This window comes from Shewanella sp. UCD-KL12 (assembly GCF_001957125.1).
Classification (GTDB): Bacteria; Pseudomonadota; Gammaproteobacteria; order Enterobacterales; family Shewanellaceae; genus Shewanella.
In genome coordinates this window covers 1-19,837 of sequence record NZ_MPHJ01000016.1, presented here as the reverse complement: position 1 = coordinate 19,837, position 19,837 = coordinate 1, and the positions used below count along the sequence as shown (strand labels likewise).

Sequence of the window (19,837 nt, the reverse complement as noted above, 5' to 3'; positions counted from 1 at the left end):
CAACGCTGCATAGACCCATTGAGCTTATCTTAATGGGTCTTATGCAGTGAGTGATGGTGGTAATACAATTGCTATAAAGGCTTAGGCGCAAACCTGATTATCAGTTATCAATGTGAGATCAAGCACCTTACCCAGAGCCTGGCCTTGACCGACTTTAAATCCTATCTCAGTGAGTATCTCTTTTTGAGCGATAGCAGCTATTCCATCGACAAATACCGTGAGCTCTAATGCTTGGGCTGTTAAGTAATGGGCTCTTATTAGCTTTAAGTGCTGTTCACTATCTAAGTGTGTCGTGTAGCTAGGGTCGAGCTTAAGTCCATGTAATGGAAGGAAAGTAAGACTGCTTAATGCACTGTGGGCGCTGCCGTAACCTTTAAGCGCTAGTTTTATCTCTAGGCGTTTGAGAATATCAAATGCATTGATATGGTTATCGGTATCAAGGATAAACCCTGTCTCGTCAAAGAATAGCCATAATTGTTGCGCAGGGAAAATGCATTGCTTAACTTTGTTTTTAAGCTGTCTGACGGCATGTTTATGCTTTAAGTGCATCGCTGAGATATTTAGGTGCAGGGGCAAATGCTCTAAGGACAGCTCCTGCAGTATGCTGTGGTCACTATTGAGCTTTTCAAGCAGGTAGATATCCAACTCTGTGATTAAATTGCAATGCTCCGCGATATTATTGAGCTGAGCATGCTTTACCTTGCCGAGAAGAGGGTGGTTCCAATATAGGCGAGGTTCTAATGCGATTGTTGAGCCGTTCTTTAAGTTTTGAATAGGTAGATAACTTAAAGGTAACTCTTGATTCAAAATAGCTTGGCGTAATTCATTTTCTAGCTCTACATCTTTTACCAGCTTTTTGTGAGACTTCTCATCAAAAATAACATAGCAGCCTTTGCCTTTAGACTTAGCTTGGTACATCGCAGAATCAGCATCACGTAACAGGGATTCAGCGGTATCTGACTTATGATTACTACTAAATGCGATGCCGATACTCGCACCTGAATTGAAGCTTTGATTGGCTAGTTTATAGGGGCGAGACAACTCAGTGAGTATTCGCTCAGCAACCTCTTTTGCATCGCTAGCGCCATTAATGCCATCGAGAAGGATGACGAACTCATCGCCACCGATGCGGCCTAGCGTGTCGTTGTCACGTATACAAAGCTGCAATCGTCTTGAGGTCTCTATCAGGAAGCGGTCTCCTTCAAGATGGCCTAAGGTGTCATTGATAAGTTTGAATCTATCGAGATCGATAAATAGTAAGCCAAACCTGTCTAGCCCATGCCTACGAATATGTTTTACCGCTTGAGATAATCGCTCCATAAACATAGAGCGATTTGGCAAACCTGTGAGGTGATCATGATTGGCGTCATAAACGAGCTGCTCTTCGACTTTACGTCTTTGGTTAACCTCTTTTTCTAGGTCTTTATTTAGCAGAGCCAGCGCTTGAGTTCGCATGACAACTTTCTCTTCAAGTTGCTCATAGCTAGATTTTAAGGTTTCAGCTGAGAGCTTTCTTTCGATTGCTGTAGCTATATGCTGAGAGACAAAAGTTAACAGCTCCAGATCTTTCTCTTGGTAGCTTTGCGACATACATAAGCTGTAGATCGTTAGTGCACCACGTACCTGACCATGAATAAATAGTGGGATACCTATCCATTGTGATATATCTCGAGTGCTATTTAATTCTGGTGTTTTTGAATACACCACACCTGAGTTGATTAAAGTATCGAGATCATCGCGTTGAAGGAGAACAGGTCGTTTGTTTTTAATTACATACTCAGTAAGCCCGTCGCATACAGCTCTAGGTTGGGGCGTTGAGCTGCTTCTTTGTGACACGTAAAAAGGGAAGCTGATACGGGTTAGTCTATCATCGAGCAGTGCTATATAGCAGTTATTAGCAGGGAGTAAGTGGCAGATCACTCTATGTAGCTCAGAGTAAAAATGTTGGTTATCAATATTTGATGTGGCCAACTCTGATATTTCAAATAATGACTTTTGTAATCGCTCAGCACGTCTTCTTTCAAAGACCTCAGCTTTTAGTTTGTCGTAAGCGATACTCAGTTCTTTAGTTCTTTGCTCAATGGCTTGCTCAAGTTGATCTTGATGTTGCAATCGCTCCAAGACACCAGAGATCTGATAGCTAACAAAGTTGAGTAGCTCAATCTCCATCTCTGAGAAGCTGATCTCGGGAGAGTAGCTCTGAACGACTAATACACCTGAAACCTGATTATTGGTTTTAATCGGAACGCCTAACCAATGATGGCAAGGGGCACCTCTGCTCACTATTTTCTTTGAAGCAATTAGTTCATTAAAAATGCCGTCATCACAAAGGAGAGGTTTACCTGTTTTAAGCACATAGCCTGTTAGCCCTGAGAGCAAACTGTCTGAGATCTCTTCATTGGGGTAGAGCTTATTTGGATGAGGATCTTTTTCATCTAGAAAAAAGGGGATCTCTAGTTGGTCAGAGTTTGGCTCTTGCAATGCAACGAAAAAGTTATCAGCAGGAAGTAGTAGGTTCAGTGAGCGGTGAACCTCTGAAAAGAAATCTTTAGGTGAGTCGACACTCGATGCTAAGTTAGAGATCTCTAAGAGCATATTCTGAGTGACTTCGGCTCGTTTATATTTAAGGGCTAAATCCCTTAAGCGAGCAATCCTTTTTTGTAGCCTCCCAACGTCACGAGGTGAGCATTGAGTTGATTCTTCCCTAAACATGATTTCCGCCAATCGCTATTTATTATATTAAGAGCTAGGATTTGGACTAAATTTGGACAAGAGATATAGATAGCACGAAAAAGCGGCAGTGCCAAGCCATTAATTTGACGTTTGACGTGTTACAGCTAGTCAGTTATTAAGCTAAATAGCGATAAATACCCCAAATAAGCTAAAACTTGAGCAAACGAGTGAATTAATCACTAAAAAGAGTAGACGGCAGGGTAAATAATTCATATTATGTGCGCCGCTAACAAGGCAGGCACCCATAGCTCAGCTGGATAGAGCGCACCCCTCCGGAGGGTGAGGCCGAGGGTTCGAATCCTTCTGGGTGCACCAGATTGATAAGAAGCTAAGTTAGTGGAAATGTTGTAACAAGTTAGAAAGTTGAAAGTCAGTGGTGATTGTAGCTCAGTTGGTAGAGCCCCGGATTGTGATTCCGGTTGTCGTGGGTTCGAGCCCCATCAGTCACCCCATTTCAATTTACCCAGCAAGACTGTTTCGGTGATTAGCGCAGCCCGGTAGCGCATCTGGTTTGGGACCAGAGGGTCAGAGGTTCGAATCCTCTATCACCGACCACATTTAAAGATATTGAATTGATTTTTGATTTGATATTTAGAGTTATAAAGTTTAACGGTGATTAGCGCAGCCCGGTAGCGCATCTGGTTTGGGACCAGAGGGTCAGAGGTTCGAATCCTCTATCACCGACCACTTTACTAGAAAGCCCTTCGAGAAATCGAAGGGCTTTTTTGTTATTTATGGCTAGTTAGAGGATTTGAATCCTCCCTCTTTATGACTGTATGGCCGACCACTTTCGAAAAGCCTTCTGAGAAATCAGAAGGATTTTTCGTTTAAGCCAATAGTTAGTCAGAGGAAACGAATCCTCTCTCTTTATGGCTGCATGGCCGACCATTTTACTAGAAAGCCCTTCGAGAAATCGAAGGGCTTTTTTGTTATTAATGGCTAGCTAGAGGATTTGAATCCTCCCTCGCAGTAAAAACAGGTCGACCGCTTATTAAAAAGCCCCAGAGTCAATCTGAGGCTTTGTCTATTAAGTTAATAGCTGTTTTAAAAGAGGCTATTTAATCTCAACACTCACTGGTGGGTGGATATAGCCCATATATGCACTGGTTTTGAGTGGGACGAACCGCTCTAGCTGTGGCTTCTCTTCAATGCCTGTGACGATAACTTGGATATCTAAGCCTCTAGCAACATTAATTAAAGCACGACAAAGTTCGCTGCTATGCTCACTTTCATCATAATAGGCAAAAGATTGATCAAGTTTCACATAGCTAGGTCTTAAGCTTTGCAGGTAGGACATAGAGCCAAATTGACGGCCGAAGTGATCTATTCCGAAGTGAGCGCCATTATCGCGGATAATAGTACAGAGTGCCTCACAAGAATCAGGGTCACTGTAAACCCCAGCTTCAGGGATATCGAAACAGATCCGCTCAGCAACACTTGATGAACGAAGGAAGCTGTTTAGCCACTCATGAAACTGAGGATCGCTCAAACTATGGAAAGTTAGGTTTATTGCTATTGGCTCATAGTTGCGTTCAAGAAGTTTTTGTTCACTGAGGGTTTCGATTAGGCATCTGTCGAGTAGACCACCAAGAGATAGTAGCTCTACATAAGGCATAAACTGGCCCGCATGTATGGTTTTATCGCCTATTTCAAGTTGGCAATATAACTCTCTTTGCGTAATTTCATCATTATCATTGAGGTGTACTGGCTGCCACTTAAACTTAAACTGTCGATTGTTAATCGCGCTGCTTAAGTGCTCTCGCCATTGCTCTCTGGTAAATAGTTGTTTTTCATTGGTCTCAAACCAGTGAAATATTTTGTCTTCTTTGATGGCTTTCTGTAGCGCGTTATCCGTTTGAGCGAGTATGTCAGAAACTGACATCTCTCCTATGCGTTCAGCAATACCGATAGAGAAGTTTTCATTGGGTTTACAGCCCGCTTTAGACATCTCTTGGTTAATGGTACGGATTAACGTCTGTAAATATTTACTGGTCTGTTCATGTTCAGCACTAGTGATCAAAAAAGCAAACTCATAGGCGGCTATTCTCGCTATAACTGAAGTAGAAACAACATCTAGGTGCTCTTTCATCTTCTCAGACAGTAACTTGATAGTCTCATCTCTGACCTGGTATCCATATTTACTATGAACCTCTTCTAGCCAGTCAAACTTTGTCATAACTAAGGCACCACTTTTAGGCTCACTGAGCCAGCTGTTTAGGCGGCCCATCATATATTGACGGTTGGGTAGGCCTGATACTTGATCGACTAAGTTCTTCTTTCTAAGTTCGCCAACTTCCTCATCGAGTGAGTTGAAGATCTGCTTGAGTTGTTCGGACATGCTATTAAAGGCTAAGACGACTGATTTAAGTTCCATTGTTTTCGGAATCTTCATATCAGGGCCGAATTTACGTTGGGCGATCTCTTTAGCGTGTTCAGCTATTTCGTGTAATGGGCGTAAAATCCAAGTTAGGCCAAGGCGAGCACAGATTATTGCGATAAGAAAAAGTACTGAAAAAACCATGATTGCATTAGTCATAGTGCGCCACAACTCATGGTAACCAAAACCTGGATGGGCCGTTATCTCTAACCTAGCAAGTTGGATCCAACCTGAAGTAATGGTGCTTTCTTTTTTAATGGTTTTAAAAAAGTCTAGATCGATAAACCATTGAGGAACGCCTTGGATGTTGACTGGATTCTCCCAAGTTTGTTGCTTACCATCGACTAGCCAAGTGAGTTTTACTTGCTGGTAATAACCCCCCTCAAAAATGACATTGATAAGGGTTTCTGCGCCAACAATATCTCCAGCCTCAAGATCTGGGATCAGCATAATCCCTAAAGAGTTACTGGTATTGTTAAGGTCTGACTCCATCTGTTTGGTCAGAAAGCTTTGTGTCTCAGTAAACTGCACATAGCCAAGACTTGCCACCACCAACAAAAATAGGCCAAACAGTAGTGAGTATATCTGTCGAAACAGTGTCATCTTTCTAGCTACTCCAATCTTAATTTGGGTTTTCTGAGTCTTTCGACACCCAATCTGTGTTTGAGGTCATTCCATTTAGCTAGTTTCTTAGATGAACCAGCAAGAACACCTCGTCCTTTTTCTTTGTTAAGCCAAAGCTGTCGACCGTTAAAACTGTATACGGGTAGTAGATCTTTCCTTTGGGTAGCAGGTTTTATTTTTCTATCTAGATTGTCTAACACCAAAGGGATCGAAGAGGGTTTTTCATAGTAAGCAAGCACCATATGATACTGATTCACTGTGGTCGCTTTTACCATGGTTATCCTCAATTTATCTTCAGGGATACCAAGCTGAAGTAATGTGAAATACTTAGCGATAGAGAAGTCTTCGCAATCTCCACCATTAACGCCAATAAACTCCATCGGTGTTGACCAGTAGTTACTATCACCCCAAAGTTTAATATCATCAACAAAACGGAACAGGTTGAAAAAGTTGTTAACTTTCGTGATCTTTTCTTTTTCGGTTAGCCCCTGAGAAGTATCAAGCACCTTAAACCACGCTTTTACTCGCATCCCTGCTCGTTCACCGTATCTCGACTCGAGCGTGGAGATAATATGCTTTTTGTTAAGCTGCTGAGTCGGTGAGGCATATAGGCATGAAATACCTAGAGCCAGTACCACTAAAATGAAATGGCAGACTTTTTTATATGAAAGTGTACGACTAAGTCTGCCCTTCATTGTGGTTAGTTATTACCTCTATTTCACTTCTTCATCGACGGTGTAGATATGCCATTTCATATCTGCAGTCGTATCATCACCAGTGACCTCTGCAATAACACGTCTATTTCGAGTATGAGCCATGTCGGTTCCACTCTCATCAACAAGGCGGTCATAGCTATAACCAATCGCGGTTAGCCTATCTGGTGCTATGCTGAAGCGTTCGCTCAGTAAAGAGGTGACTGCATCGGCTCTGTTTTGCGACAAGGTTAAATTATGCTCGTAAGATGCAGTCTTACTACAGTGGCCTTCAATCGTTACCTGAGTATTAGGGAACTCATTCATAAACTGAGCGATAACTTCGACCTGATCATAATACATAGGGTCAATGTAGTAAGAATCATTTTCGAACAATATCTTAAGCTCTGAACGCTCATGAATCGGTTTTACCTTACCACAACCATAATTATCGATTGTTGCGCCCATAACCGTATCATTGCATCGTTCGCGAGCAACAATGACACCATCTTTGTCCATATCGTTAAGATCATGAACTTGTGTCGTGTTGCCGTCCATAGTAACTATGCTGGAACAAGCGCTTAACAGGGTAATGGCTAAAATTGATATGAAGGTTTTCATTAGTTGACTCCTCCTTCGTAGTTACGCTCGCCCTGCCAAACATCGGGACGGGTTACACGTAACGATTCCAGTAATCTGCCTGTAGCATTTAAAATGCGATATTCTGATAGTATTTCGTCATACTCGGCCTCAAGATAGTCTTTACGAGCTTCAAATAGCTCATTTTCAGTATCGAGTAGATCGAGTAGGGTGCGTTGACCTAAGTTAAATTGCTGGCTGTAAGCAACCTGAGTGTCTTTAGCGGCAACGACATGATCACGTATATACATCTTTTGCGGTACTAAAAGCTCGTAGGCGTTCCAAGCTAAATTAACCCCTTCAACAACTTGTCGATAGGCTCTCTCACGGATCTCTTTTGCTTCACCTACTTTATAGCTCGCTTCTCTTTCTCGGGCTCTGTCTTTGCCACCTGAAAACAAGTTATATTTGATTCTGACCATAGCCACTAGATCGTTACTGTGACCACCAACATCTTGTCCAAATGCATTGCCTGGCAAGCCATCCTCACCATCTAAGTTATTATTCCAGTTACCGTCTAGTTCGAGTGACAGTTTTGGATAGTAATTAGACTGGGCAGAGTCTCGCTCATTTTCTGCAGCATTAATATCACTGCTTGCCGACTTCAAAATTGGATGATTATCTTGGGCTAGCTTTACACTGCTATTGAGATCCTCTGGCAGCATATCATCATCCGGTACCGGCACAATGAGCCCTTCAGGCTGCTGCTCTACTATGCGGACAAACTGTGCTTTGGCATCATAGAAGTTATTTTTAGCTGAAATAAGGTTGGCATTAGCACGCGCCAGTCGGCCTGTTATTTGCGATAAATCTGCAACTGAGCCAAGTCCTGAGTCAGTTCTTTCTTTGATCTGACCATAAATATCTTGATGGCTTACAAGATTTTTTTCTGCAAGTGTTAGTACTTGCTCACTCTTGATGTAGTTGACATAGACTTTAGATACTTCTAGAGCCATATCTTCGGCTGCGGCAAAAAGTGCCCACTGCTCAGCACTAGCTTCAAAGCTGTATCTGTCTACTTCGCTCGACGTATAGAAACCATCGAATAGCATCTGCTTGATGCTAAAGCCTGCTTCCCCACGTTCAAGCTCGATAACGCCTTCATCATCGACTTCACCAAATCCTGCTTTTCTTCTTGTTGAAGGACTGTTTGTTTGTTCCCAGCCATAACCACCACTGATATCAACAGTTGGCATATAACCCGCTATAGCTTGGTTTACCTGCTCTTCACGAGCCTTAAAGCGATTGAAGGCGATACGAATTTCTGGGTTTGTATCTAATGTATGCGCGACAGCTTGCTCCAGTGTTTGGCTGTAGGCCGCAGCTGGCAGTATCAGCGCGCCAACAGCTAACGCAAGTGCACTGCGTTTGAGCTGTCGAATAGTGCTGGTTTTCATGTTAACCCCTCCAGGTCGATTTTTTGGGCTTAGCGCTCTCTGAGTGCCGTATCTTTTGCCCTTAAAATTGGATTAAGTATGTACTCTAGAACGGATCTTTGCCCAGTAATTACATCAACCGAAGTTAGCATCCCTGGTATAATTGGCATTTTAGTGCCGTCGTCCTTGGTCAAACTCGATAATTCAGTTCTAACCCTTACAAGATAGAAACTGTTTCCCTCTTCGTCCTGTGTTGTATCGGCACTAATGTGCTCTACAACGCCATTTAATCCCCCGTAACGGGTGAAGTCATAAGCGGTAACTTTGACTACGGCGGGTAAGCCAGGATGTAAAAATGCAATATCTTTTGGAATGATTTTTGTCTCGATAAGCAGCTGATCTTCAGATGGCACTATCTCAATAATATCGATACCCGGTTGGACGACTCCACCTAATGTATTGATATGTATGCTTTTGATGGTTCCATTTACCGGAGATGTTATTTCAGCTTTATTGACTTTATCTTGAGCGCCAACTTGTGCTTCGTTCATGCGAGAAAGCTTTGTTTGTAGTTCGTTTAGTTGTGTTCTGGCATCTGCTGCGAAATTGAGTACGGCTTCACGCCTTTTTAATATCGCTTCGTCCTGAGAAGCTTTAAGTTTAGGTCGTAATAATCTAAGGGAAGCGAGCTCACCTTGGATGTCATTAACAACCCGCTCGACTTTTAATAGTTCAACTTCTGGTACGATTCCTTTAGCGGCAAGCGGCCGTGTGAGTTCAAGCTCTCTGGAAACAAGCTGAAAACTGCGAGATAGTGTTTCTATCTTTGAAGTTAGCTCTTTAGATTCTTGCTGTTTCTGTTGAATTTGACGAGCCAATATCTCTAGTTGATTGCTTAAACTATCTAATCGGCCTGAATACTCTTCCGATTGACGCTGAACCAATTCTGGTTCCTCTTTTATCAACTCTCCTGAAAACTGAAGTGGCCTTGGGGTTATCTTTACTTGCTGTCTCCAGTCTGAAGCCATACTGGTTATGGTAATACTCGATAACTCTGCAGATAATCGAAGCACATTGGCTTGTAAGCTATAGACCTCTTGAGCTTGCTGATCGAAGTCTGAGCGAAAACGGGTGTCATCGATACGCACTAAAGCTTGCCCTTTAGTGACGATCATTCCCTCTTTTACATACATATCCTGCATGATACCGCCATCGAGGCTTTGAATGACCTGAATTTGAGAGGAGGGAATGACTTTACCCATACCTGTTGTGACCTGATCGAGCTCGGAAAAATAGGCCCATACCAGAAAACAAACTCCCATCGAAGCTAATGCCCAAATGATCAGTCTGTGACTTGTAGGCGCATCAGTCATCATGGCGCCATAGACATCATCGACCATCTCTAAGTCGTGGGTAGTCAGATGCTTACTCATTTCTGGCCCCCTGAGAGTAGGCCTTTACTCAGTTTATCTAGAACCTCATCTTTTGCGCCATCGGCGATAACATGACCTCTATCCAATACAATGATACGGTCGACCAGTTTAAGCAGGTGCATCTTGTGGGTGATAAGTAGCAAGGTTCTATCACGACTGACATTCTGCATTGCGCGGATGAATTGCTTCTCAGCACGAGCATCTAAACTTGCTGTTGGTTCATCCATGAGTAAGACGGGTGGATCGTTTAGCGTGGCCCTAGCTAAGGCTACTGTTTGTCTTTGGCCACGAGATAGAGACTGACCGCCTTCACCAACTTGCTGATCTAGCCCCTCAGTCTCTAGATCTGAGAAGAGGTTGATACCGGACAGTTGAACCGCACGGATCAGTTGATGTTCAGTGACTTGACGAGTGCCAAATAGAATATTATCTCTGATAGAACCATGAAATAGGGTGATATCTTGAGGCAGATAGCCAAAGTTCCTACGAAGGTCTGTCGGGTGTATTTGTGCTGAGTCTAACCCATCATACCTAAGGCTACCTTTAGATGGTTGATAGAGGCCTACGAGCATCTTGGCTAAGGTACTTTTACCTGAACCATTACGACCAATAATCGCTACGCGCTCTCCCGGCTTAATATTAAGGGACATAGGATGTAGCACTGGTTTTTCAGAATTAGGGTAGGAGAAGCTGATATGATCGGCACTGATCTGCCCTTCAAGCCGTTGTCGACTAACTAAGTGACCTTTATTTTCAAATTCATCATCTTGAGTCATTATCTCATCGAGTTGACGTAGTGCGCTCGCCGTATGGTTACCACGGGTCATTAATCCGGCCAGTTGTGCCATTGGAGAGATTGCTCGGCTTGATAAAATCACTGCAGCAATGATGCCCCCCATAGAGATCGCATTATCGGCGACACGATAAACCCCTAAAATAACGACGCAGACAACAGAAAGCTGTACGGTAAAATTGGCTAGGTTAGTGACAGAGGTTGATAGCTTTTTAGATTTTAATTGCCAGTTAGCCGTATGACCAATCATCTGTTGCCAGCTTTTTTGCACTAAGCCTTCGGCGCCACTGGATTTGATGGACTCGAGTGAAGCAAGCGATTCAATCAAGTGTCCATGTTTGAGACTTGAAAACTTATTACTCTCCTCAATTGCAGCCTTTAATTTCGGCTGAACAATCAAGGTATAACCTATGATAATAATGCTACCAAGCAGTGGAATAACGGCGAGATCGCCGGCGACCACATAGATAATTAGCATAAAGAAGATCGCGAAGGGGAGATCAACCAAAGTAGTGATTGTTGCTGAGGTTAATATCTCTCTTATGCTATCAAACTCGCCGAGTTGCCGTGCCATTCCGCCGACACTGGGAGAGCGCTTTTCAAGTGGGATACCAACAGCTTTGGCGAACAACTGTGATGAAACTATGATATCGACTTTTTTGCCTGCAACATCGATAAGATAGGCACGTAATTGACGCATGATCAGGTCAAAAATATAAGCGATGCCAGCGCCAATCGCGAGCACCCATAGCGAGTCGAACGCTAAATTGGGCACTACTTTATCGTAGACATTCATGATAAAAAGTGGTGACACTAAGGCGAAGATATTTACCAGTACAGAGGCGATTAAAGCATCACGGTAGATAGGAGCTGAATCTTTAAGGGTTTGCAGCAACCAATGACTATTGTTGTCATGTTGGTGAACATCAAATCCCATATCACCACGATATTGCTGCTTTACAAGGAAAAGGTAGCCGACATAGATAGCTTCAAGTTCTTCAATAGACAGAACCTGTTCGCCGCCCGTTTCGGGTAACTGAATAACTGCTCTGTCTTTATCAAAATCTATCTCCCTTAACAGACAGGCCTTTTTATCTTTAAGCAATAAGATACAAGGTAGAAAGATAGGGGAGACTTGATCTAAACCTTTACGGGTAAGCTTTGCCGTTAAGCCTGCACGGCCTGCAGCCTGCGGAACAAGATCTGGTGTGAGGACACTTGATGACAAGGGGAGGCCTGCCGCTAGAGACTCACTAGAGCATGGGCTACCGAAATATTCGGTTAATAGGACTAAACTATCTAGCAAGGGATCGACAGAGACTCTTTGTGACGCAGAGACTGTCCATTGCTCAGTTTTCTGAGAAGCTGTTTCAGGCACCTAAAACTTATCCTTAAGAACTATGCTAAGAATTTATTGAATTTATTGCATATGTATTATGAAATTATTAATCATAATGGCCTATATTGCTATAGGCCATTGTTAGATTTAATTTTTATTACGGGATTAACGTATGGATTTGCTCATCTTGATGTGGGTTAGAGCCTGAGTTATCAGCAAAAGCCGTTGGGCTCGATGAAGCAGAAGCCTGATTATCAACAATCAATGCGCCTTCGCCATTACTTCCGAGTAACCCGTTAATAATTGCTTCATCTGTTCCACCAAAGGCCGTCGACAAGTCCACGCCATCTAACACAATAAGCTGATCGACATGACCATCATTATTCGCATCCACTTCAATGGTTGTTGTACCATTGTCTACGGTGAAGTGTAAGTATTGGCCTAAGTTACCAGCATTCTCACCTTGTAGAAGGTCGCTAAGATCTAACTTGTCTTCATTGAGGTTAAAATCAGTTATATGGTCGGTTCCTGTAGAGCCTTCTGACCAAACAAAGGTGTCAGCTCCTGCATCGTCTGAGCCTGTGCCACCAGTTAAGTTGTCATCACCTAAGCCACCGATAAGGGTATCGTCACCGAACCCCCCAATCAGTTCATCATTACCACCTTGTCCGAAGAGCAGGTCGTCACCTTCACCACCATAGAGAGTATCTTCACCGTCATCAGAATGAGATACATCAAATACACCAGGGTTGGCTGTGACAAATTCGTGAACATCTTGCACTGAAACATCGGCAAGGTTTTGGTTGGTCTCTTGAGCTACATACTTTTGTAGCGCAGCATAACCTTGGCCTTCGATACCATCGAATTTGACTAAATCACCGAAAATAATGTCGTTGCCAGCTGCAGCATCAACGGTATCATCGCCTTGGATCAGTGTTTGCTCTGAGCCTAGAATGATATTGGCCAGGTCTGATGCATTGATATTAGCGTGAGCCTGACCGTCAGAGTCATATGGAACTAAGTCATCTAGATCTACTCCGCTGCCAATGCCGATAGCTTCAACTTCTGAAATAGTATTAAGTACCGCAAATGCCGCCAATGCTTGGGCCTCAGCTTCTGCATCCGAACCATTTGATATTAGACTTACAATATAGTCACCATTGGCATCTTCTTTTAAAACACCTCGTAAGCTGCTCTTCCACTGCCCATCATCTTTGTACCAATAGTTTACATTGCCATATTCATCAACAATGACTTGACCTGCGTGCACAAGCTCTTGACCTGGAATGTAGTTTGAAAGCAAGTCCGATAAGAGTTTATCGTGCTGGTGTCCAGATGGGTTATACACCCAAACGCTATCTGGTGAGGTGTCTACAACATAGTTATTGGTTTCACCATCAGTGATAAAGTAAGTTAAATTGGTGCCATCATTGGATGCAGCTTCACCGGTAGTAAACCACTCAGTAACGACGTCGAATGCTGCTTCATAGTTAGTTCTGCCACCGCTATAGATGGTATCTAGGGCATCTTCTAAGTTTGAAATCGCATTAGCATCTGCCAGATTGACTGAAACTGTAACCTTAGTTCCACTATCAAAATCAACTAGTAGAATATTTACTACACCTGCATGAGCCCCCGCTGCGCTAGCTTTAAGAGTATTGAATACTTCTAGTAGCTGAGCCTTGGCGGTATTAACATTACTGTCTCCCATACTGCCAGAAGAATCAAGAATAAAGGCGATGTTGTAGTTTTCACCTTCAATAACCTGAATTCCAGTCACATCGCTGACAATGACATCATGTTCGTGGGTGCCATCTATTGTATCGTCACCATAGGAACCGTTATCTTGACTGTAACCGTATAGAGACACATTTAAGCTTGTTGTTGATGTCTCTGTATCATTATTACTGCTCTCAGTGCTGGTGACGCTGATAAGTAGGTCAGCTTCTGCGACTCCGGTGTAACCCTCTTCAACTTGTAGTTTCAGTCCATTTAGCTGCTGTGCAGTTAGTGTCCAGCTACCGTCGCCATTATTTGTACCAGCGCTTAAATACACGCCGTCAGGCACTCCGCTGATAGTGATATCTGATAGGGTTTCACTGCCATCGGTATCAGTTAATGCAGCTTCGATATCTAGTGGAATCTCTTTGAGTTGTACCTGAGTTAAGCTGCCATCTGGGTTAACAACATAGACGCCGTCGGCGAATATTAGTCGCTCAACTTCATAAAGGTGATCACCAGCATCTAAATTCGCTGTATTGACTGAACTTGCATCTATACCACGACTATCATTAATGAGTAGGTAAGGTGTGACCGAATGATCATAATGATTCGTTATTGTGTAGTCAGCAAAGTTACCTGAGTAGATGGCGGTATCAGTACCTTCTCCACCGTAGATAGAGTCATTTTGTCCACCTCCGATGAAAATATCGTCGCCAGCATTACCATGAAGTGAATCAGCTAGTGCACCGCCAATTAATATATCATTGCCAGTTCCACCACTCAGTGAATTTTGAGCTGTTTCGCTACCCTCAATAAATGAGTTCTCATTTCCAGAAACAACATGTTGACCTGACAGTAAGGCTTTAACCTGAGTGCCAAAGACTTCATCATTGACCTGTACATTGTCAGGGATAGTGGTATCCATTGGCACTTTATCAATCCAGACTAGATCGCCAGCAGATGCTGTCAGCTGAGGAGCATCTGCATCAGCTTCTATATGAACCGTCATAGTAGACTGATTACTATCAGTGGTGCCATCTGTTGCTACATAGGTGAATGTGGCAAGCGAGTCGCCTTGATTACCTATTCCACCTAAGTTGCCATCAGCTTGGTCATCATTGGGTACAAACCGCACCTGTCCAGCATCAAACATTGCTGAGCTTAACAGCATTCCCACAGCAACGGCTTCCCAAGAGCCGTTATTGAAGTACTGTAATGTACCATTGGCAGTATTTGGTAATGTCGCTGCTTTGATTGATAGATTAGCTTTCGCTGTATCAGTATCGCTAACATTAAAGTCGCTCCATTGAAGAATGATCGCAGTGTCTTCAACTCCTTGGGCACTAGACTCAGTCGTTGTTGGAGATGTATCGACATGTGGTGTGATAGAAAAATGTCCAGTTACGCTATCACCGTCTCCGTCAGTCGCTACGACATTGAAATCTATCTGACCGTCAGATGGATTTTGCATAGCCTGATACTGGTAAAACTCCCATTGGCCTGTTGCAGGCGTGAACTCAACTTTGAAGATGAGCTCACCGGAGGCGGTTTGCCCCAGCAAGGTATTATCAGATTGAGAGATGATGATAGCATCACCACTGGCAGTAAAGAGGGCGTTTTCGTCTGTGCCGGTAAAGACTAGTGAGCCCATTCCATCGGCTCCCCATTGGGCGTCAACCTGGCCAGTTGCATAGCCAATAGCTTGTGCATCGGTTCCTAAGAACTCTATTGACTTAACTGTAAAGTCACTATTGTCCCCATGAGCAGCATCAAAGCCATTATCTGTCGCTTTTATGACTAGTTGATCAAAGCCGCCTTGCAGCACTTCAAAAACTGCTGCAAAGTCACCATTTGAAGCATCAGAACTGAAGGTTTGAGTCATGATCAGCTGACCATCACGGTAAAACTCAACAACGCCTACCTCTAGCTCTCCGCCAAACATGCTGGCAAATTCAATATTGACACCGTATGCGATGGTGCCTGGATCTAACGTTATCACTATCTCTTCAGAGGCTTCTGTACCATTTTCAAATTTACGGAAATCTACCTCGTTACGTATATTATGATAAGGAGAGCCACTGCTAGCGACACCTATACCGTTGTTTGAACCATAAATATTTGCGCCAGTTAATGTTGAGTCAGTCGATGATGTGAAGCCCCTCGCAGTGATAGTGAATCCATCAAAATCGATAGATCCATTGTATCCACTGTGATTAGTCAAAGAGAAGTCGCCAATCAGGCTATCTGGTATATTGATATTTGTAACAGTTTCTGCGGCTGAGTTAGCTATTTCTGGTGCATCATCTTCGACAACGATATTGAAGTTACCTGAGGTGTTACCGCCATTACCATCATCAACATTGACACCAATTTGTAGTGTCAATGTATCCTCACTGTCTGTATCTGGATGATCGACTGGTGCTAGTAGTGTCAATGCGTAACTCCAGTCACCTGACAGACTGCCTGATGCAGGTGTTAATACAATTGTAGCAACTGCAGAGTAGGAACCTGTGCCTGGAGTCCCTGTGTATCCAGTTAAAGTTTGGGTGCCTGTGTCCCAGCTCCATTGTACTGCCTGTCCTGCTGAAGTGACGCCTGATGGCCCACTTAATGTGACGGCCAGCGTGTCTCCATCAACATCTTGAATGCTGATTGTACCAGATGAGCTTACCGAATCAGTCAGGTCGCTAGTACCTGTACTATCAGCTAGGCCGTTTGTTAAGCCCTCTTCCGAAACGATTGAACTCGAAGTAGCGGTGATAATAGGGTTTTCATTAATGTTGTTTAGCACAATTTTGACGGATGCAATGTCTGTTAAGTTATCATTGTCAGTTACAAGGACATTAAAATTGAAGCTACCTAGATCTGCATCATCAATCTCTTGATTAAGAGTTATAACGCCTGTTTCCGCATCAATTGTGAATACACCATAAGTTAAGCTACCATCTTCAAAGCTATAACTCAGTGTATCTGTATCATTGAGATCGACTGCTGAAACGGTACCTACCTCTGTTCCGGCAGCTGCGCCTTCATCAATTGTACCGAAATCATAACTATCATCATTTACCACACTGCCATCTGTTACCATATCTCCATCAGAGATGAATTCAGGCGCAAAGTTATGGTCTTCAACATTTACGGTAACAGCTGATTTAGCAGTATTTCCTGATGCATCGACAGCGATAACTTCCAGGCCTGAAATAACTATATTGTCGGTATTAATGTTATGTGGGAAGTCTTCTAATAGCTCAACAATGACATTAAGGCTGCCTGTTTCACCACTCTCAATACGGCCCCAATCTAATGTGATACTAATCGCTTCCTTACCCATCACAGTTCCGATCAACTGGCCATCTTCGTTCATATTCCAGAAGATGTGGGCATTGATACCTTCGACATTGATACTATCGGTACTACCAAACTGGAAGGCGGTTAAGGATTCACTTCCCGCTTTAAAGCTCATGACCTGAGAGTCTTGCTCTGAGCCATTGTTGAGTAGATCAGTTTCACGTAGGGTCGAAATAACATTGTCCTGCAACGCCGTTGGTGCAGTAGGAGTCGCGCCTGGGGCATTCAAGTCGATGCCGATTGAACCGTTACTGCTATCACCGTCACTGTCAGTAACTGTAATATCAATATTGAGCTGTACATCTTCTGTAGAGGTCACAATATTTTCAGCTGTTGTACCTGTGAATTGGAAGCGAGCATCGGCGGGGGTTGATAAATCGCTAGTAGAGACTTCAATGTAGCTGATCGCACCTAAATTGCTGATCACTTCACCACTGAGGACATCACCTTCACCTAGCAAGTTACCATCAGCATCATATGCTTTGAAATGAATATAGTCGGCGCCCGTAAACTGAATAGATGCTGATGCTACATCATTTGTATAATCAATAATGAGGTCTTCACCTTGATCAACCCATGCGTTTTGAACACCGAAACCGTTTGTGTTGCCGTTAACTGAGGAAGATACTCCACCGTCAGTTGAGGTGAGGGTAAAGATCATTTCATTGCCAGCTGCTACATCATCGATATCATTGTTAATATCATAGTCAGTACCATTGTAAGAAACGTAAATAGCTGATGTGTTACCGCCTAAACCACCGCTAAGATCTGCAACTGTGATAGTGTCAACTTGATCGATAGATTGCGCTAAATCGAGTTCATAGCTGTCGCTATTAGGGTTAGCTGTTAAGGTAAAGATAAGTGCCTGAGCAGGATTTGAGGCATCATAAACTGATGGTGTATCACTAGTGTCCGAGTATGCAATGAGCACGCTCGGGTCTGCAGGGTCAACATAGTAGAACACAGTTAAACCATTTGCAGTAATACCTGAATCAGAAAATGTTGTAGTTGTGCCATTCCAGCCAGATATATTACCCGCTAAATCGGCACTATAGTCTTGATCTGCACCATCAGTTGTTAATGAACCAGTATAAGTACCAATAGCATTTAACTCTGATAGTTGCTCTGCTGTAAACGCAACAGAGTCATCTTCGATAGTGACGTTAAAGTTACCATCAGTAATACTGCCATTACCGTCATCAACGCTAATACCAAATTCCAATGCTAGGTCATCTTCGTTGTCAGTATCCGCGTGATCGACAGCTGCAAGTAAGGTTACATCGTAAGTCCAGTCACCAGGAGCGTTGCCATTTGGAGCAGTAAGCTCGACTGTCATCACTTCAAGGTATGAGTTTTCACCTGGAGTGCCAATGAATCCTGTGAGGGTTTGAGAATCTGCATCCCATGACCATTGCACAGCTTCGCCATCGGAGGTCATACCATTAGGGCCGCTTAGTGCAACAGTTAATGCATCACCATCGGCATCTTCAATGCTTATCGTTCCACTGGCAGTTACTGAATCAGTGGTGTCTGTATTGCCTGTGTTGTCAATAAGGCCATCAGTGAGACCTTCTTCTGATACTCGAGAATTTGTCGTGTTTGTGATTGTTGGAGCGTCATTGGTATTGCTGACACTGATGGTGACGGTAGCGTCATCGCTGTCAGTGCCATCGCTTAAGGTGTAGGTGAAGCTTGGGTTTGTCTGGGTTGGATCACTGCCATCATGGGTGTACTCAAAGCTACCGTCGGCTTTGATGCGCACGGTGCCATTGGTGACGGTGAGGGTCTGACTCCAGCCATCTTGGCCGAACACTAATTCGGTGCCGTCGATGTGGGTGACGTTCAATATCGCGCCGTCGCCGCCATCCGTATCGACCTTGCCATCGCCGTCATCATGGGTGATGACATTGCCGCTGACCATCGCGCCTTCATCAACACTGAAGCTATCATCTTCCGCGATCGGCTCATCATTGACGGCGCCGACACTGATGGTGACGGTAGCGTCATCGCTGTCAGTGCCATCGCTTAAGGTGTAAGTGAAGCTTGGGTTTGTCTGGGTTGGATCACTGCCATCATGGGTGTACTCAAAGCTACCGTCGGCTTTGATGCGCACGGTGCCATTGGTGACGGTGAGGGTCTGACTCCAGCCATCTTGGCCGAACACTAATTCGGTGCCGTCGATGTGGGTGACGTTCAATATCGCGCCGTCGCCGCCATCCGTATCGACCTTGCCATCGCCGTCATCATGGGTGATGACATTGCCGCTGACCATCGCGCCTTCATCAACACTGAAGCTATCATCTTCCGCGATCGGCTCATCATTGACTGGAGTAACAGTGATTATCAGAGTCGCTGTTGAGCCAGTATTAGTGGTGTAAGTGATGACAGGAACGGTGCCATTCCAATTTTCATTTGGCGTGAAGGTATATGAGCCATCTTCATTGATGACGAGTGAGCCCCCTTCAAGTACGACAGTGGTGCCAGCTTCATGGGTTTCGCCATCAACTTCAAAGCTTGCAACGGTTAGGTCGTTGTCGATGTCTTCATCATTATCTAACACATTACCAGTAGCAACCGTGTCTTCTTCAATGGTATTGCTGTCATTGACCAATACACTGGCATCATCAACAGGTGTCACTTCTATAGTCAGAGTCGCTGTTGAGCCAGTATTAGTGGTGTAAGTGATGACAGGAACGGTGCCATTCCAATTTTCATTTGGCGTGAAGGTATATGAGCCATCTTCATTGATGACGAGTGAGCC

At 43.8% G+C, this 19,837-nt stretch carries 8 protein-coding genes and 4 tRNA genes; 4 read left to right on the top strand and 8 right to left on the bottom strand.

Features of this window, described 5'->3' with window-relative positions; genetic code table 11:
- Positions 1–81: 81 nt before the first annotated feature.
- Positions 82–2,712 carry a diguanylate cyclase domain-containing protein gene (locus tag BM736_RS20260; protein WP_076415516.1) on the bottom strand — a complete coding sequence of 877 codons (2,631 nt, stop codon included), beginning with the start codon at positions 2,710–2,712 and terminating at the stop codon, positions 82–84.
- A 259-nt stretch (positions 2,713–2,971) separates the two neighbouring features.
- Here BM736_RS20260 and BM736_RS20255 point away from each other — a divergent pair.
- From BM736_RS20255 to BM736_RS20240, 4 genes are all read left to right on the top strand, one after another.
- A tRNA-Arg gene (locus tag BM736_RS20255) sits at positions 2,972–3,048 on the top strand.
- A gap of 61 nt (positions 3,049–3,109) precedes the next feature.
- A tRNA-His gene (locus BM736_RS20250) sits at positions 3,110–3,185 on the top strand.
- 26 nt (positions 3,186–3,211) lie between these two features.
- Positions 3,212–3,288, top strand: a tRNA-Pro gene (locus BM736_RS20245).
- Between the two features lie 55 nt (positions 3,289–3,343).
- Positions 3,344–3,420, top strand: a tRNA-Pro gene (locus tag BM736_RS20240).
- Between the two features lie 367 nt (positions 3,421–3,787).
- Here the strand turns inward: BM736_RS20240 and BM736_RS20235 are convergent.
- From BM736_RS20235 to BM736_RS20205, 7 genes are all read right to left on the bottom strand, one after another.
- Positions 3,788–5,713, bottom strand: coding sequence for an EAL domain-containing protein (locus BM736_RS20235; protein ID WP_076415514.1), 1,926 nt, complete (start codon positions 5,711–5,713; stop codon positions 3,788–3,790).
- 8 nt (positions 5,714–5,721) lie between these two features.
- Entirely contained in the window at positions 5,722–6,429 is a 708-nt protein-coding gene (locus BM736_RS20230; RefSeq protein ID WP_076415511.1) for a transglutaminase-like cysteine peptidase, read from the bottom strand.
- 18 nt (positions 6,430–6,447) lie between these two features.
- Positions 6,448–7,047 (bottom strand): OmpA family protein, encoded by a 600-nt coding sequence (locus tag BM736_RS20225; protein ID WP_076415508.1) that lies wholly within the window; start codon positions 7,045–7,047, stop codon positions 6,448–6,450.
- Positions 7,047–8,462, bottom strand: coding sequence for a TolC family outer membrane protein (locus BM736_RS20220; protein ID WP_076415506.1), 1,416 nt, complete (start codon positions 8,460–8,462; stop codon positions 7,047–7,049). Before BM736_RS20220 ends, BM736_RS20225 begins: the two co-directional genes overlap by 1 nt.
- Before the next feature lie 29 nt (positions 8,463–8,491).
- Positions 8,492–9,874, bottom strand: a complete 1,383-nt coding sequence (locus BM736_RS20215; protein WP_076415504.1) for an HlyD family type I secretion periplasmic adaptor subunit — start codon at positions 9,872–9,874, stop codon at positions 8,492–8,494.
- The gene (locus BM736_RS20210) at positions 9,871–12,045 is read right to left on the bottom strand and encodes a type I secretion system permease/ATPase (protein WP_076415502.1); all 2,175 of its coding nucleotides are present in this window, start codon (positions 12,043–12,045) and stop codon (positions 9,871–9,873) included. The genes BM736_RS20215 and BM736_RS20210 overlap by 4 nt, the downstream gene beginning before the upstream one ends.
- A 118-nt stretch (positions 12,046–12,163) precedes the next feature.
- Positions 12,164–19,837, bottom strand: a 7,674-nt coding sequence (locus tag BM736_RS20205) for a tandem-95 repeat protein (protein WP_076415501.1), incomplete at its 5' end; no start/stop codon positions are given.